Genomic DNA, 16,543 nt, shown 5'->3' on the forward strand with positions numbered 1-16,543 from the left:
GGCGAGTTTGGCCACCGAGGTGCTGGAGGAGTGGTGCGGTGCTCCGGTCACCGCGGAGATCCGCCACCGCGCGGATGGCCAATTACCCGTCCCGCCGGCCGGGCGGACACTCGGCGGGGGTTCGGCACAGGCGGAGGGAGACCCCTTCTTGCCGCCGGAGCGGGTGGCCGAACTGATGCGGCTCTCGACGGGTGCCCGTGTGCAGTTCCGCACCGTTCACCTGCGCGCCGGGACCGAAAAGGTCGTCACCGCGAGCGCCGTCGTGGCGCTCGACCGCATAAGCCCCGAGGAACGCGCCGTGCTCAGCACCACCAACGCACCGCTGGGGCCCGTGCTGGCCGCGGGCGGTGGAGTGCGGCGCGTGATGGTCACGTCCGAACCGACCCACCTCGAACCCGCCGTGCGACCGCCCTGCGACGCCGACGCTCCCGTGCTGACCGTCACCGCACTCCTGTGCCGTGGAACCGTGCCCGTCAGTCTCGTGCGGGAGGCTTTCCTGCCAAGTCTTCTCGATCGAGACGCCGTCCACGACGCATGAGGGATCCCATGCCGAACTCTCCCGCCGCGGTCTTCGAGCGGCTCACCACCACCGTCCCGCCGGTCCGCACCGAGGTTTGTCTCGGCACCGCCTGCGTGCTCGGCGGCGGCGTGGCCGGCCTGGTCGCGGCCCGCGTGCTCGCGGACCACGCCACCCGTGTCGTGATCATCGAGCCCGACCAGCCGGAAGCCGCGCTCAGCGGCGCGGCTCGTCCCGGCGTCCCGCAGGGCTCCCAGGTGCACCTCCTGCTGCCCGGCGGACGCGCCCAGCTCGAACGCTTCTTCCCCGGTGTCGTGGCACAGGCCCTCGCCGGGGGTGCTGTCTCGTGCGGTCCGGAGCGCACCGCCACCTACCTCGACGACGTCGAGCAGATCGCCACGCCCAACGCGCGGTTCCTGGGGAGCAGTCGCCCCTTCCTGGAGTCGCTGATCCGTCGGCGCACGCTCGCACTGCCCAACGTCGAGCTGGTGAGTGGACGCGTCATTGGGCTGCGGTACGCGCGCGGCGCCGTCGAGTCGGTGCGCTACGCGGTCGGCGGCGACCACGTCGTCGTCCCAGCCGACTTCGTCGTCGACGCCTCCGGCCGCGGCAGCAGACTGAGTGACTGGCTGGAGCAGGGCGGCTGGCCCCGACCGGAGACGCAACGGCTCCAGGCCGACATCCGCTACCTGTCTGCCCGCTTCACGCGCTCGGCCGACTGGGACGGCCCCCTCAGCGGCATCTCCCGCTACAGCCCGCACTTCCCGAAGGACATCGCCGGAGCGGCGGTCAACCCGATCGAGAACCAGCAGTGGGCGGTGATGCTCGCCCACTTCGGCAACGGCGCCGAGGGCCGCACGGCCGACGAGTTCGTCGCCCGGTGCCGTGAGCTGCCACCGATCTTCCAGGAAGCCGTCAAGGGCGAAATCGTCGGCGATGTCGTCCCGTACCGCCACCCCGACAGCAGGTGGCGCCACTTCGAGGCGCTCGACCGCTTCCCCGCCCGCCTGGCGGTCCTCGGCGACGCCGTCGCCTCGTTCAACCCCCTGTACGGGCAGGGTATGTCCTCGGCCGCGCTCCACGCCTCCTGCCTGTCGGAGTACCTGTGCTCCGGCCCCGACCTGGACGCCCCGGCCCGGCACTTCCTCGAGCTGGAAAAGGTCGTCGTCGAGGCCGCGTGGCAGACGTCCACGGCCGGCGACGCCATCCGGCTGGGCCTGGCAACGCCACCGGCCACCGATCAGGGGCGGCGGCAGGCGTGGGCCCTGCGACAGGTGCGGGAGGCAGCGGGCCGGGACGAGCAGGTCGGCACGGCCCTGCGGGCGGTGGGGTTCATGACCGCCCATCCGGCGTCGCTGATGGCACCGGAGTTGGTGCTTCGCGCGGCGCGGGTCAACGGTGTGCCGGAGGAGCGGATCCGGCAGGAGTACACGATGACGGAGACGACGTGACGGGCCAGATGACGCACACAGCACTCGACCGCTACATGGAGCTCGCCGACCGCGCCGTGCGGGACCCCTCGGCGCTGGCGGAGCTCCCCACGATCTTCGCGCCGGACGCCACCGTGAGGCTGCGCGACGAGCCGGTGACCGGCATGCCCGCCATCATGGAGTTCTACCGGGTGTTCGTGGCGGCGGTGGCCGAGAGCAAGCACTACTGGACAACCACGATTCTCGAGGACGGCACGATCGAGTCGCACTGGGTCGTCGCGGCGCGCCGGGCCGACGGCAGCCTGATGACCGCGGCCGGGGTCGAGCACGCGACCGTCGACACCGATGGGTTGATCACGAACCTGCGCAACCGGTACACCCGTCCGCCGGGCTGACCAGACCCGGCCTACGGGCCTTCGCCGATGCGCCGGTAGCTGCCGAGAAGGGTCGGGCCGCGGTTGCCGCACGTCCCGCCGCGCCGCCCGGACGGGGTGGTGCGCATCGACGGGCCGTTCGGGGCCCCGTAGGCGGCGAGGGCGGTCAGGAAGGCCGGGCGAGCATGGCGAGCGTGATGTGCCGGTGCCAGGAGGCCCAGGTGCGGACCTCGTAGTGGTCGAGCCCGACTTGGCCCTTGGCGGCCTGGAAGCACTCCTCGACGCTCCACCGGAAACCGGCGACGCGGACCAGTTCGGACAGGGGCCCCTCGGGGGGTGACCAGCACAGGCAGAAGGCGAGTTCGGCGGTGGACCGGTTGCGCCGGATGAGCCGGCGGCGGTGACCGCCGGCGCCGGCGTGGATCTGCGGTGCTGGTGTCTTGCCTCTGCCCTCCTGCCGAGGACCGGCCCTTCTTCAGGAAGCCGGTCTCGTCGGCCACGAGAACCCTGCCGTCGGCGCCGAGGTGTTCGGCGGCGTAGGCACGCACCTCGTCGCGGACCGACTCGGCGTCCCAGCGGACGTAGCACAGCAGACGCTGCATCGGCTCGGGCCGGGCATGGCCGGCCTGTTCGGCCAGCTGCCAGCAGTTCTTCCGCTCGACGCTGCGACAGCAGCCCGAGCGGGCAGGCGCGGGCCGCGGCTCGAGGCTCAACTCGCATGAACCTGCCGAGATCCGGGCCATGGCCTGGTCGGGCATCGCCCGCCAACGGGGAGGGCCTACGTCTTGGCCTGCGGCCACCGCACGATCTTCAGGAGTCCGCACCCCCCCGATGATCACGCGGTGGCCGTACCCGTTCCCAGCCGGGTCCGCTGCAAGATCGCGGAGTCAGACTGGAGTACCAGGAACGGGCAGCCGTTTCCAGCGGGGCGCCGGACAGCCCCGACCCAGCCGCCTCACGTGGTCTGCGTCCCCGCGGGCGGCCTACCCCTGCATGCGCGCGGGTCGGTAGCATTCTGCCGGCGTGTGGGCGGATTTACGGGGGCGCTGGACTGCTATTCCAGGCCTCCGGGGTGTTAAGGGGAGATATGGAACCTGGCGACGTGCTCGATGCCCGTTACCGGCTCGTCAGGCTGTTGGGCAAAGGCGGCTTCGGTGCGGTGTGGCGTGCGCAGGATATGTACACCCGCGGCGACGTGGCGATCAAGATCATGCATTCGAGCCAGCACCCCAAGGCAGTCCAGCGGTTCATCGACGAGGCGATCACCGCCGGGCATCTGAGAAACAAGCACATAGTGGCCGTATATGGTCACGGTCGCACCATGCATGAGGGGCGGGATCTCCTCTATCTGGTGATGGAACTCCTCGATGGGGAACCGCTGAGCAGCCTTCTTGAAAAGAATCCAGGGCCAGTCCCGCTGGCGCACGCGCTGAAGTGGGTTTTGCAGATTTGCGACGCCTTGGCTGCAGCCCACCGGAACGGAGTGGTGCACCGCGACATCAAACCCGCCAACGTCATGATCCAGAAATCCGGGGAAGCCAAGGTCGTTGATTTCGGCATCGCCAAGAACAGCTCGATGCCGCAAGCATTGACCTCCACCGGCATGGTGATCGGCTCGTTTCCGTACATGGCGCCTGAACGCTTCACCAGCAACCACGCAGATGCCCGCTCCGATTTATACTCACTCGGCTGCCTACTGTTCGAGCTATGCACCGGGAGCACTCCCTTCGCCGGAGAGAGTCCCGTCAATTTCATGTATGGGCACGTGCAGCTGACACCAAGCACGCCAAGCAGCATTAATGGTGAATTGCCATCAGCTGTCGATGAACTAATACTTGGGCTCCTCGCCAAGGACCCAGAATCCCGCCCAGGTGATGCGACACTGCTCCAACAGCAGATACTGCCCATCCTTGACACCCACAGCAGACCAGACCGTCCAGGGCCGAGATTGGCTCTGAGATACGCGGCCGGCAGCCACGCGGGCTTGACCCTCCCGCACAGCCAAGATTCTGCCTACGCCGGTCCGCATCTGCTCGCTGTCGCCTCCGGCGTAGGAGCGGGAGGAATGGGGAGGGCTGCTTCAGCCGAGGTGATCTCGACGCTGGTCGGACTCGATACGGAGCCTCCCGCCTCAAGCAGTGCGGACGTCTGCTCGCTGCTGTGCGATTCGGTGGCGCTCGCAAGTAACGGAGTACGGCACCTGGCAGCCGCAAACCCGCAGGTGGAGGGAGTCGGGGCGTCGCTTACTGCACTGTTGTGGACCGGGGAGACTTTGGCCCTCGCCCACATAGGGTCCTGTCGAGGGTATCTCCTCCGTGACGGCGAGCTCTGGCAGATGACGCACGACCACACGTGGGCCCAACAGATGGTCGACGAAGGCCGCATCACCCCGGAGGAGGCCGCCTCTCACCCACAGCATTCCCGGCTGATTCGCATGCTGGGAAATGGTGTCGACATGGAGCCTGATGCCTCCATCCGTAAATGCAATCCCGGGGACCGCTACCTCCTCTGCTCGGATGGGTTGTCGAGCGTTGTCGGCCCCCAGTCTATTTTTGAGGTGCTGTCTGATCGGCAGGTTCCGCAAGAGGCGATTCGGGAACTGATACAACTGGCACTGCGCGGTGGTGGCCCTGATAACGTCACTGCGGTCATCGCGGACATTGTGGTTCTCGATGAAAACGACATTCCTGGCGGGCTCGGCAAAGGATCTCCCATCCCGCCAAGTTCCCGCCTCGACGATGTCCCCATCGTCGTGGGAGCCGTTGCAGAATCGGATCTCCGCCTCAACCCCGGGCCGCTCGCAGGCTAGGTCCTTTCTTTGGGATCTTGTCGGCTAAGAGGTCGTTTTCTCCCGAGTTTCATCCCGGAATTGGTGTTTGATCCCATAGTGTCGGGTCGCGCCAGGAGATGGTGGCTTCGCCGGTGAGGCGGCGGGCCATGAGGTCGGTCATGGCGAGGTGGATCATGGCTTCGGAGCGGGCGGGCAGCGTCTCGTAGTCGCGCGTGAGGCGACGGTGGAACATCAGCCAACCGTAGGTGCGCTCGACGGTCCAGCGTTTGGGGAGCGGGGTGAATCCCCTGGTCCCGGGGGCGCGTTGCACGATTTCCATGTCGATGCCGAGGCGGGTGGCGTGTTCGACGAGGTGCCGGCGGTAGCCGCCGTCCACCCAGGCTTTGCGGACCGAGGGGTGGGCGGTGGCCACCTGGCCGACCAGGTGGGTGCCGGCGACGGCGTCCCGCACGCTCGCGGCCGTGACCAGCACTGCCAGGAGCAATCCGGGCGTGTCGGTGACGATGCTCCGCTTGCGGCCTACGATCACTTGGCGAAGTAGCCGTACACGGTTTCCCGGGGCGGGAAGTCGTGCGGCAGGTAGCGCCACTGCACCCCGGTGCGGTCCACGTACAGGATCGCGTTCATGATCTCGCGTAAGTCGTGCTTCGGCGGGCGCCCGATGTTCAGCGCATGCCGGCGCCGCTCGGCCCGCCAGGCGACCGCCGAAGGCGACACCGTCTTCGCCCGCACCCTTCACGGCGCGGCAGAACGCGCCCGCGCCCTGGCCGGCCGGCAGCGTTCGGTGTGGTGACCGGCCCGGCCGTGCCCCCGGCGGTTCAGCCGTCCTTGGTCGCCCGCTCGAGAGCCGGGGCGACGTGCAGCGCGTTCGCCCCGATCGTCAGGGCCGGCCGGACGGTGGGCATCCACTCCCGCCCCGACGGGGGTGCTGGACGGGGCGGTCGGGGTCCGCGCGGCCCTGTGAAGCGCGGGGTCCGGACAGGCCGGACCCCGCGCAAGAGGGTGCTCACGATCCTTCGTACCTGGTGCTTACGGCTTGTCGAGCACCGTTCCCGTCAGCACCGGCTTGCCGGGCAGCGGCTCGGCGTTGTCGTCGGTCAGCGCGAGGCGCATCGACTCGGCCGGCTCGGCCACGTGGTCCCGCACGGTCGGTACGGCGAAGTCCACGCTGGTGCTCCCGGGCGGGATGTTCAGCCACACCCACAGGTCCGCGTCGGACAGCGGCCGCTCGGGGTCGGGCGCGTCACCGGACCAGTCCTTGAGCCATTGCGGGTCCACGTCCTTGGTGGACAGCTCGGCGCCCTCGGAGACCGGAAGTACCCGCACCGGCTGCCAGATGTCCACCGCCGTGGGCGCGTCCAGGGACAACCGCCAGGTCAGCTTCTCTCCCTCGGTCACCCGGTCCGCGACCGGAGAGAGGGTGATCGCCGGCGCGGGGTCGTCGTTCTCGACGGTGAGCCCGCCCCGGTGCTTGCCGACGACGGCGTTGTGGACGGCCTTCACGGCGATGTCGTGGGCCACGTCGTCACCGTAGACCGTGTCGCCGTTCACCTCGACCGGCACGTCGATCGCGTCGCTGCCGGGCCGTACGGTCACGAGCCGGTTCTTGGCCCGGCCGCCGTCCGGGTCGAGGACGTACACGCGGACCTGCCCGCTGCCGTGCCCGGAGATCTCGACCGGAATCCGGTAGGTGCGGGTGCCCGAGTCGCCCTCCTTGACGACCGTGCGGCCCACGTCGACGCGCGGCAGCGCGGCGGCCTTCACCGGCAACGTGCCGGGCGCCCAGCCCCAGGCGTCCATCAGCCAGGCCTGCCCGGACTGTGAACGGGGCGTCAGCTCGAGGGACGTGACATGCCGGAGATCGAGCCCGGCCCGGGTCGCGGCCGACAGCGGGACCCGCAGCTCCTGAGCCCAGTAGGAGGCGGTGTTCGCGGAGCCCGGGAGCCCGTCCACCTGGACCGAGCCCAGTGTCGCCCGACGGTGGGAGGAGTCGGTGACGGACACGTCGAACTTCGTGCCGGTCGTGTTCGGCGGTACGAAGACCCGGAGCGCGAGCTTCTGGGAGTCGCGGAGGGAGAGCGGTTTGGCCGGAGTGATATGCGCGGCCGTGCCCGGCGCGGACCACTTCAGGGCCACCGCGCCGCGGCCGGTCTCCGGTTCCGCCTCCCACCACGCGAAGTGCGGTGACGATCCGGGGGCCTCCGGGTTCAGACAGGCCACGGCCGGGTCGGGGTCGACCGCCGAACACAGCCGGGCGCCGGTCACCTTGACCCCGCCGTCCGGCAGGAAACCACCGCTGCGACGGCCGCCGACCGCGTGGGTCAGCACCCGGGCCGGGCCCGCGGACGGGGCCCGCTTGCCGGACCCGTCGAGCAGCGGACGCACCCGATCGTCCCCGGCGAGGAAGAGCCGGGCCGCGGCGGCGATGTATGTGGCGCCCGCCTTGTGCTGCTGGGCGGCGGTCAGCCGGGTCGCGGCACCCGGCGTGCACACCGGATCCGGCTGCTCCGGGTCGGTCCCGAAGTCGTCCATGGCCGGTGCGGCGGCCTCGCCCGGGGTCCACTCGCTGTTGAAGTAGTTGTGGTTGGCGCCGACCAGGTAGACCGCGCTGTGCAGTGCCGTACCCCGGCTGATCCCGCGCGTCCCGTCGACGAAGTTCTCGCCCTGCAGGTCCGACACGTCGCCGTCACAGCCCGGCAGCAGCGTCACGGACGGCACGTCGGCGACGGGATTCTGGCCGAAGATCGTCGGTCCGATGAGCACAGTCCCGCGCACCTTCCAGCGCACCGGACCCCGGTAGCCGTCCTCGGCGGCCGGCGGCGGGTAGAGGCTGTCCATGGCGGCCCGGTTGACGCCCTCGCCACCGCGAGAGTGGCCGACGAGCAGGACACGGGAGAGGTCGGCCTTCGCCGCCTCGCGTACGACGGCCGGGGCGGAGGAGCGATGGGCGGTCCAGTCGGCCCAGTGGGCGAGGTGCTGCCGTACCAGCGAGGAACGCGCCTGCGCGCCGGCGTCCTCGGCCTGCCAGTCCTGGGCGTTGATGCCGTTCGCTGAGATCGACACCGTCACATAGCCCTGTGAGGCCAGCAGTCGCTGGTCGCGCAGATAGCCCAGGTAACTCGGGATCGGCTTGGAACCGTCCGCACAGGGCCAGTCGCCGGTCACGCCGTCCTCGGAGCCCGGCTTGTAGCAGGTTTCGTGGCGGCCGTGCAGGAACAGCGCGAGCGGCCGGCTGCCGGTGGCCCCCTTCGGCGCCACCACCTCGGCGGTCATCTCCACCGGGGTGTCGAACCCGGGCAGGCGCACCGGGGCGAGGTCGTACTCCCCGGTGACCGTGCGGTACGAGCCGGGTTTGCCCGGATCGACGCCGTTCGCCGGCGCCTGCGCGGGCCTCCGCGCCACGCGCGAGCCGGACCTGTGCGTGTCGTCGGCCGCCGCGTCCAGCCGGCGCCCCGCGGCCGTCACGCGCAGGGCCGTCAGCCGGTCGGGCCGCGTCGTGCCGAGTACGAGCCGGAAGGTCCGCCCGTCCCTCGCCGGTTTCGGCACTCCGAGCAGCCGGCCCCCGGTACGGAACTCGACCCGCGCATCCCCCATGGGCACGGCCTTCGGCGCGCGCCAGACCAGCTCACGCGCCCCACCCTCCCCGTCGATCTGCCACCCCGGCGGGAGTGGGCTGTCGGCCGTCGCGCTCAACTGCCCGGATGGGCGCGGCTGTTCGGCCTGTGCCAGTCCGGGTGAGCCCGCCAGGGCCGCCAGCACCGCCAAGGCGGTCACACCTATTCGCCGGGCACGGATCAATGATCCTCTCCTCAAAACCCCGTGCGCAGACGTCCCGTCCGTCCCGGGCGCCTCTCGCGTCACCTAGGACGGGGGAGAGGTGTCTGTGGGTTGTCCGTGAGGAGATGCCGAGAGCGGGCGAGCGCCGTGATCAAGCCAGTGCCACTGATCGCTCTCCGATACGTCGTCGGGCAGCACCGTCTCACCGCAGTGGGCGGTGCACGGAGGCGCCGACGAGTTCGGCGCCGGACGCGTCACCGCCGTGCTGATGGCCACCACCGTGAAGTCGGCTCACATGGGACGGAACGAGAGCTGCGGCATCCAGGCTCACTGGGCGCGGCAGGTCCTGAGGTAGCTGAGGAACGATGCCTGCAACCCGGTCACGTGCGTTTCGTGCATGAGTGCGCTGGTGACGGATCCGCTGCGTGAGGTGAGGCGGTGCAGGAACGTGGCCGCGTTCTTCGCGAGATTCTGGTAGACCGCCAGCTCTCCGAGCAGCTCTCGGTCGTTGAAGGTCACGTGAAGCTTGGTGGCGGGCAGGGTGTCACCCATTGCCTGAAGACGAGCGAAGACCTGACTGTCCGCATTGACAATGCCGGGGCTGCCCGCGCCGATGCTCTCGAAGAAGGTGCTCTTGGTGAGCCAGGCGTAGAGACTGAAGAGTCCGCCGTAGGAGTAGCCGAAGAGGCCGTGACCGCTCGGGGCTGTGCCGTAGTCGCGTTCGATCCGCGGGTGCAGGTCGTCGGTGAGGAAGTCCAGGAACACATCCGCGCGGCTGTCGCTCAATTCAGCGAGGTAGGCGTCGGCTTGCTCGCGCGTCATCGTCCCCGTTTCGATCCCCATCTCCACCGCGTCGAGGTACTCCTGCGCGATGGGTTCGCCGGGGGGCACGAGGTCGCGGTTGCGCAACCGCGACCAGTGCTCCGCTTCCTCGCCTGCGTAACCCACGCTGACCTGGACGTAGGGCTGAATCGACTGCATGGGGTCCAGCTGCGTGACGATGAGTGGGGCGGTCATGCCCACGGCCCAGTTGCCGTCGAGCACGTACACGACGGGCGCCTGCGCCGCGGCAGGGTCGTAGCCCGGTGGCGTGGTGACCCAGACGCCGTAGTCGTGCCCACCGCTGGAGCGCATCTCGAAGTAGTCGGTGTGGGGGAGGCAGCCCTGCCACATGGTGCTCATCTGAGGTCCTTTACGATTCGGCCGGCCTGGATCACGAGGACGGCGTTGGCGGGGTCGGAGAACAGTTCCGGGTCTTCGAGCGGGTTGCCGTTCCACAGAACGAGGTCTGCCTGCGCGCCGGGAGTGATGACACCCACCTGGCCGGACAGGCCGAGGATCTCGGCGTTGGTCCGGGTCGCCGCCACGAGCGCTTCCATCGGCGTCTCCAGGGCCGCGCGCAGGCTGAGTTCTTTGCCGCGACGGTCCTGGGCCGGGCCGATGAGGTCGGAGCCCAGCCCGATCCGTACTCCTGCGTGCTTGGCGGCGGCGAGCGCCTGTGTCATCTGCTCGCGTACGCCCTTGGCCCGGTCGCGGGTCGACTCGGCGAGACCGGCTCCGGCGGTGTCGTGCAGCAGTTGCTCGACGACAGCGAACGTGGGCACGAGGGCGACCTCGCGAGCGGCCATCAGGGTCGCTGTGGATTCGTCGAGGCTGGTGCCGTGCTCGACACAGCGCACCCCGGCCTCGACCGCATTTCGTATGCCCTCGTTGTTGTGGGCGTGAACGGTCACATAGGTGTTCCGTGCCGCAGCTTCCTGAACCGCGACAGCGATCTCTTCGACGGTGAACTGGGTGTCGCTCAGCCGATCATGCGCGCCCACCACTCCGCCGGTCACGCAGAGCTTCAGGAAGGAGGCCCCGCGACGGAAGGCTTCGCGGACGTTGTGCCGCAGCTCGTCCGCGTTGCCCGCCATCATGGACAGGGCGCACAGGCCCGCGATGTGGTGGCTGTTCCACAGCTCGGTGGGTTCCCATTCGGCTCCGTAGTAGCCGTGCCCGCCGATCTGGCACTGAACAGGTCCGCACGACAGGACGCGCGGCCCTCTGACCTTGCCTTTCGCGATCGCGGTGACGACACCGCCATCGATCCCGCCGGTGTCGCGAACGGTGGTGAAGCCGGCGTCGAGCGCCGCGCCGGCCGTGGCGAAGATGTCCGCCGCGATCTCGGCGGCGCTGATCCGAAACGAGAAGTGCGGCTGGATCGGGCTCGACAGGCCCAGGTGGACGTGAGCGTCGATCAGGCCGGGCGTCATCGTCAATCCCCCGGCATCGAGACGCTCGCCGTGCGCACTGGAGGCCCCGAGACGGGTGATGCGGCCGTTCTCGATCGTGATGTCGAGCTTGCCGGGATCGCGCCCCGTTCCGTCGATGACCGTCGCGCCGACTACCTGAGCAGGTCTCATCGTCGATCCTTCGCCGTTGCGAATCTTCTTTTCCAATGGATAAACTGTGGGAGTGATCCTGTCAACCTCGGAACGCAACGGCAGCGCGCGCGAGCGACTCCTGGCACGGCTTCTCGACGCCTTCGGCGAGGCCCTGCCCCCGCCGGAGATGTCGCTCCGTGAGATCGCCGCCCGGATCGAGACCAGCCACGCCCTGCTGCGCTACCACTTCGGGTCCCTCTGGGGCGTCCTGGCCGCCATGCTCAAGGCGCAGCGATCCCGTGACAACGAGGCACTTCTGGAGGCCGCCCAGCAGGGCACCTTCGACGATTTCGTCGTGGCGATCTGGCGTACTTACACCCGGCCGGAGCAGCTGTCGCGTGTCCGCGGCTTCTTCTACGTCGTCGGACTGGCCGCGTACGGCCCCGAGGACTTCCGTGAGGTCGTGGAGTCGATCGGCGACCTGACCGCGATGCTGTCCTCACTCGCGGAACGCGAAGGGCTCGAGGCGAAGGAAGCGCGGGATGTGGCCACCGTCACCGTTGCCGCGATTCGCGGCCTCCTTCTGCAGGAACTCCTCACTCCCGGAACCCTCTCGGAGGACGCGGTCACCTTGATCCTGCGCATGCGCGAGGGCCGACCCGCTCCACGATCAGCGCGGACGGCGGCGGAGCGGTGACCCGCCGCGCCCCCGCAGGAACCGTCTGGTCCGGCGATACGAAGGTGAGTTGAAACGTGACTGAGAGCACAGACGTAGTCGTCGTCGGGGCCGGGGTCATCGGATCCTCCATCGCTCTCGAACTGGCGCGGAGCGGCCTGCGGGTGGTCGTCGTCGACAGGTTCGGCGGCGCAGGCAACGGCTCCACCAGCGCCTCCAGCGCCGTGGTCCGCTTCACCTATCCCACGATCGCGGGTGTCATTGCCGCTTGGGAGTCCCGTCACTGTTGGGAAGCATGGCGCGACCATCTCCAGGCACCCGCCAGTGAACCCCTCGCCGCGTTCAACCGCTGCGGCGTCACCATGCTGGACGTGGACCTCGCACCCTGCGGCATGTTCACGCGCCACTTCGACAAGGTCGGTGTCCCGTACGAGAAATGGGGTGCACGAGAGCTGTCCAGGCGGTTGCCCGCCGTGGACACCGGCCGGTACTTCCCGCCCCGCCCCGTGGATGACGACGAGTTCTTCGCCCACGCGTCCGCTCGGCTCGGTGCTCTCCACACACCCGACGGAGGCTTCGTCGACGACCCGCAACTCGCCGCGTACAACCTTGCTACGGCGGCCCAGCGGCACGGAGCCGACCTCCGGTGGAAGACCACCGTCACCGCGGTGATGCGGCGCGGGGGACGCGTGCGCGGGGTGCGCCTCAACGATGGAACGGAACTGTCCGCCGGAGTGGTCGTCAACGCGGCCGGCCCATGGTCGGGACAGCTGAACCGGCTCGCCGAAGTGGGCGACGACTTCACCGTCGGTCTGCGGCCGCTGCGCCAGGAGGTGCACCACGTAGCGGCGCCCGCCGGCTACCGCGACACCGGCGGCGACGGGCACACACCGGTGCTGCTCGATATGGACCTCGGCACGTACATACGGCCCGAGGGCAGGGAGTTCCTGCTCGTCGGCGGCACGGAACCCGAGTGCGACCCGCTGGAATGGCTCGACGATCCGGACGACGGGAGTCCCACTCCGACCGGGTCGCAGTTCAGGACGCAGGTGACGCGGGCGGCTCGCCGACTGCCCGGTCTGCGCGTTCCCAACAAGCCCAAAGGGGTGGCGGGCGTGTACGACGTGACCGACGACTGGACCCCCGTATACGACCGAACCGACCTTGCCGGCTTCTACGTAGCCATCGGCACCAGCGGCAATCAGTTCAAGAACGCCCCTCTGGTGGGCCGCCTCATGACCACCCTGATCCACGGTGTCGAAGCCGGGCACGACCACGACCGCAGTGCGCTCACGCACACCTGCGAACACACCGGCCAGACCATCGACCTCGGTGCTTTCTCACGCCGACGCCGGCCGGCCGCATCCACGGGCACAGTCCTTGGCTGACGCCGGGCCGCCGGGGCCGGTCGCGGCCTGGGTTACCCTCCGGACGCGAATGCCGCGTCAACGGCGGCCTCGGCGTGCAGGCGGGTGGTGGCGAAGACAGGAACCGGACTGTGCTCCGGGCTGATGAGGAGCTCGATCTCGGTGCAGCCGAGGATGATGCCCTCCGCGCCAGAAGCCACAAGCCGGCCGATCACCTCACCGTAGGCCGCTCGGGACTCCTCCCGGATGATGCCGAGGCAGAGCTCTTCGTAGATCACTCTGTGGACGACGGCCCGGTCGTCCGCGTCAGGCACCAGGACCTCCAGGCCGTGCCCGGCCACGCGGTCGCGGTAGAAGTCCTGCTCCATGGTGAACGCGGTGCCCAATAGCCCCACTCGGCGCAGACCTGCGGTCCGCACCGCAGATGCTGTCGCGTCGGCCAGATGCAGCAGCGGAATGTCTACCGCCGCCGCCACCTGGTCGGCGACCTTGTGCATCGTGTTGGTGCAGATCAGCAGCAGGCCCGCACCAGCCGCCTGCAGGGACCGGGCGGCGTCGGCGAGTACTTCGCCGGCCTCATCCCAGAGCCCGGCCACCTGCAGCCGCTCGATCTCGGCGAAGTCGACCGAATACAGCACGCACTTGGCGGAGTGGAGGCCGCCCAGTCGCTCCCGGACCCGCTCATTGAGCAGCCGGTAGTACTCGGCCGTCGACTCCCAGCTCATGCCGCCAATCAACCCGATGGTCTTCATCGCCCCACTCTCGCACGCCCTTCGCTGGTCGCGGGGCGTGGGTCCGGGTGACAGCAAGGCTGCCCCTGTGACGCGATGGCATCGTTCCTGAACTCCTCCGGATCCGGAGACCCACGTCCCACCAGGCCACCCTTCCTCGGATCTGCAAGATCCAGTGTCAGAGTGTCCACACCACCGGGGTCACCTCAGGTGAGTTTGTCCCCGAGGATGTCGGCGAGGAGGTCGATCTGGTTCGGGTCGGTGTCGTTGGCCACGAAGACGAGTTCGTCGAGTCCGGCTGCTTCGTGGGCGGTGACGGTTGCGTGGATCATGTCGGCGGTGGTGGCCGCTGTGTCGATGACGGTCCGGACGTAGTCGGGGCCGGCGAAGGCGTAGTAGTCGTTGACGGCGCGGGCGAGGGATCGGTGTGCGTGGCGGCCGAGGGCGAACATCGCCGTGGCCCTGGTCCGCGGACGTCCTTGCCTGCCGGCCTCCTTCCAGCGGCTGTGGAGGCGGGTGGTGAAGGTGGTGAACTCGTCGATGTCTCCGCCGGTTCCGGCGATCCATCCGGTGCCGTGGGAGGCGATACGCCGCAGCGTCGCCTGCGATGCGCCGCCGAACCACAGGGGCGGCCCTCCGGGGGTGGCCGGGGCCGGACCCACCTCCTCCTCACCCCGCCAGATGGCGGTGACGCGTTCCACCAGTGTGTCCAGGGCGCGCCCTCGCGTACTGAAGTCCAGGTGGCTCGCCCGGTAGTCGTCTTCGCGGGCTCCGGGAGCGAGACCGAGATGCAGCCGTCCGGCGCCCGCGATCCGGTCCAAGGTCGCCGCGGCCTTGGCGAACAATGCGGGGTTGGTGTGCAGCGGGGCCAGCAGCACGCTGGTGACCAACCGGATGCGTTCGGTGGCCCCGGCTGCCGCGGCCAGTGTGATCAGGGGATCCGGAGTGGACCAGGCCAGGCGGTCGCTGGCGATCAGCGAGGCGAATCCCCGCTCCTCGGCCCGCCGCGCCCACGTCACCAACGTACGCTCCTCAACGCCGGTGACATGACCCGGCAGCCCTACGCCTATCTCCATGTGCCGTGTCTCTTCCTTCGGTAACGGACCGGGTGGTGCGTGTCCTTCCACCGCCGCCGCCTGTGCTTCGTCGACAGCAGCGGAAGGCGTTGCCCGCCCGGCCTCATGACGTGCGTCGGGGTATTTTCCTTTTCGGTGGCTCAGCTTTTGAGCGTGCCGCCGTACTCCTCCGGGACGAGGTCGGCCTGCTCGGCGCCGCTCCTGATCAGATCGAGGATGGTGTCGGCGGCGCGCTCGGGCGACTGGGGTACCAGGCCGCTGGAGCCCTCCATTTTCAGCGCGCCTGCGACGTCGCCGCGAACCGTCCCGACGAACTCGGTCTCGGTGATCGACGGGAACATCATCGACACGGCGATGTTGTCGTCGGCGAGTTCGACGCGGGCGATGGCCGAGAGCTTGGCGAGGGCGGCCTTGGAGGCGGAGTATGCGCCGGATCCGGGCAGCGACGACCAGATGATCCCGGAGCCCACGTTCACGATGGCCCCGGCTCCCTGCTTGCGCATCTGCGGAAGGACGGCCTGCGTCGCGGTCAGGGGCGCGAGGAGGTTGAGTTCGAGGACGGCCCGGAAGTCCTCGGGGTCGATGGCGTCGACGGTCGCCTGTAGCCCCTGGCCTGCGTTGTTCACCAGGACGTCGATCCGCCCGAACTTCTCGATCGCGGCTTCTGCGGCCGCCGTGACCTGGGCCCGGTCCGTCACGTCGCATGGCACGGCCAGGGCCACGGACTCGCCGAGTTCCTCGGCGAGCTGTCGGATGCGTTCCTCGCGGCGGGCGAGGAGCACCACGCGCGCACCTGCGCGGGAGGCGGCGCGCGCGGTGGCCGCTCCGATGCCTGACGACGCTCCGGTCACGAGTACTACGGCTCCGCTGATGTCCATGGGGGATTCCTCATCCATGAGTCGGTGGATTGCCTGAGCGGCGCCACGGCCTTCGAGGAGCGGGGGCGCCCACCATTCAATGCTATCAATTAATAGCTATCGAGCGATAGGAAGATATCCTCGTGGCATGAGCGACGTCAAATCCGCCAGTCTCCACGAGCTGGCCGACCTGGTCTTCGCCGTGGGGCGGCAGCTTCGGCCCCCGACGGACCCCGCCTTCGAGCCGTGCACGCCGATCGAGATCAGCGTCATGCGGTTCATCCACCACCACCCCGGCACGTCCGCGCGAGCCGCGTCGGAGGCGACCCTGCTTCCGTCGAGCAACTTCAGCCGGGTACTGCGCGGCCTGGAGAAGAGAGGACTCGTGGATCGCGTCGTGGACGACCGCAACGCCCGAGGCGTGCGCCTGTACCCCACCGACAAGGCCCGCCGGAATCACCAGATCCTCCGGGACAACTGGGACCGGACCCTCCGGGGCATCATCGACGACCCCGCCACCATCGAGATCGTCAATGCCACGCTCCGGCGTATCGAGGACGAACTCATAGCCCGGCGCAGCG

At 69.2% G+C, this 16,543-nt stretch carries 13 protein-coding genes and 2 pseudogenes; 7 read left to right on the forward strand and 8 right to left on the reverse strand.

The features are described 5' to 3' along the window. The first annotated feature begins 7 nt into the window (after positions 1 to 7). The 3 genes from BBH68_RS43905 to BBH68_RS38315 are packed head-to-tail and all read left to right on the forward strand — an operon-like array spanning position 8 to position 2,342. Positions 8 to 538, forward strand: a complete 531-nt coding sequence (locus BBH68_RS43905; RefSeq protein ID WP_141713166.1) for a hypothetical protein — start codon at positions 8 to 10, stop codon at positions 536 to 538. An 8-nt stretch (positions 539 to 546) separates the two neighbouring features. Continuing rightward, a complete protein-coding gene (locus BBH68_RS38310) occupies positions 547 to 1,968 on the forward strand; it encodes an FAD-dependent oxidoreductase (RefSeq protein ID WP_065968527.1) in 1,422 nt (473 codons plus the stop codon). Further along, positions 1,965 to 2,342 carry a nuclear transport factor 2 family protein gene (locus BBH68_RS38315; RefSeq protein ID WP_245738536.1) on the forward strand — a complete coding sequence of 126 codons (378 nt, stop codon included), beginning with the start codon at positions 1,965 to 1,967 and terminating at the stop codon, positions 2,340 to 2,342. The genes BBH68_RS38310 and BBH68_RS38315 overlap by 4 nt, the downstream gene beginning before the upstream one ends. Before the next feature lie 11 nt (positions 2,343 to 2,353). On the opposite strand, the pseudogene BBH68_RS40330 reads toward BBH68_RS38315, so the two are convergent. Beyond that, positions 2,354 to 3,041: pseudogene (locus tag BBH68_RS40330) on the reverse strand (transposase). A gap of 367 nt (positions 3,042 to 3,408) precedes the next feature. Between BBH68_RS40330 and BBH68_RS40335 the strand changes: the two are divergent. After that, positions 3,409 to 5,130 (forward strand): protein kinase domain-containing protein, encoded by a 1,722-nt coding sequence (locus tag BBH68_RS40335; RefSeq protein WP_079151484.1) that lies wholly within the window; start codon positions 3,409 to 3,411, stop codon positions 5,128 to 5,130. 49 nt (positions 5,131 to 5,179) lie between these two features. Here BBH68_RS40335 and BBH68_RS38330 read toward each other — a convergent pair. The 4 genes and pseudogenes from BBH68_RS38330 to BBH68_RS38345 form a co-directional block, all read right to left on the reverse strand. Next, positions 5,180 to 5,844: pseudogene (locus BBH68_RS38330) on the reverse strand (transposase). A 297-nt stretch (positions 5,845 to 6,141) separates the two neighbouring features. Next, complete coding sequence (locus tag BBH68_RS38335) at positions 6,142 to 8,886, reverse strand: alpha/beta hydrolase (RefSeq protein WP_174589144.1); 2,745 nt, start codon at positions 8,884 to 8,886, stop codon at positions 6,142 to 6,144. A 330-nt stretch (positions 8,887 to 9,216) separates the two neighbouring features. After that, positions 9,217 to 10,071: an alpha/beta hydrolase gene (locus BBH68_RS38340; RefSeq protein ID WP_065968531.1), complete on the reverse strand. Its 855-nt coding sequence runs from the start codon at positions 10,069 to 10,071 to the stop codon at positions 9,217 to 9,219. Then, positions 10,068 to 11,330 (reverse strand): metal-dependent hydrolase family protein, encoded by a 1,263-nt coding sequence (locus tag BBH68_RS38345; RefSeq protein WP_245738537.1) that lies wholly within the window; start codon positions 11,328 to 11,330, stop codon positions 10,068 to 10,070. Before BBH68_RS38345 ends, BBH68_RS38340 begins: the two co-directional genes overlap by 4 nt. A 16-nt stretch (positions 11,331 to 11,346) precedes the next feature. Between BBH68_RS38345 and BBH68_RS38350 the strand changes: the two genes are divergently transcribed. Together BBH68_RS38350 and BBH68_RS38355 are read left to right on the forward strand one after the other, a co-directional pair. After that, complete coding sequence (locus BBH68_RS38350; protein ID WP_065968533.1) at positions 11,347 to 11,952, forward strand: TetR/AcrR family transcriptional regulator; 606 nt, start codon at positions 11,347 to 11,349, stop codon at positions 11,950 to 11,952. A gap of 56 nt (positions 11,953 to 12,008) precedes the next feature. Then, positions 12,009 to 13,319 (forward strand): NAD(P)/FAD-dependent oxidoreductase, encoded by a 1,311-nt coding sequence (locus tag BBH68_RS38355; protein ID WP_065968534.1) that lies wholly within the window; start codon positions 12,009 to 12,011, stop codon positions 13,317 to 13,319. 32 nt (positions 13,320 to 13,351) lie between these two features. On the opposite strand, the gene BBH68_RS38360 is transcribed toward BBH68_RS38355, so the two are convergent. The 3 genes from BBH68_RS38360 to BBH68_RS38370 all read right to left on the reverse strand — a co-directional run bounded on the left by BBH68_RS38360 (position 13,352) and on the right by BBH68_RS38370 (position 15,983). Beyond that, positions 13,352 to 14,050, reverse strand: coding sequence for an aspartate/glutamate racemase family protein (locus BBH68_RS38360; protein WP_065968535.1), 699 nt, complete (start codon positions 14,048 to 14,050; stop codon positions 13,352 to 13,354). Between the two features lie 185 nt (positions 14,051 to 14,235). Next, the gene (locus BBH68_RS38365; RefSeq protein WP_065968536.1) at positions 14,236 to 15,105 is read right to left on the reverse strand and encodes an LLM class flavin-dependent oxidoreductase; all 870 of its coding nucleotides are present in this window, start codon (positions 15,103 to 15,105) and stop codon (positions 14,236 to 14,238) included. A 140-nt stretch (positions 15,106 to 15,245) separates the two neighbouring features. After that, the gene (locus tag BBH68_RS38370; protein ID WP_065968537.1) at positions 15,246 to 15,983 is read right to left on the reverse strand and encodes an SDR family oxidoreductase; all 738 of its coding nucleotides are present in this window, start codon (positions 15,981 to 15,983) and stop codon (positions 15,246 to 15,248) included. A gap of 127 nt (positions 15,984 to 16,110) precedes the next feature. On the opposite strand from BBH68_RS38370, the gene BBH68_RS38375 reads away from it, so the two are divergent. Next, a partial coding sequence (locus tag BBH68_RS38375) for a MarR family winged helix-turn-helix transcriptional regulator (protein WP_065968538.1) occupies positions 16,111 to 16,543 on the forward strand: 433 nt, incomplete at its 3' end.

Source organism: Streptomyces sparsogenes (assembly GCF_001704635.1).
Taxonomy (GTDB): Bacteria; Actinomycetota; Actinomycetes; order Streptomycetales; family Streptomycetaceae; genus Streptomyces; species Streptomyces sparsogenes.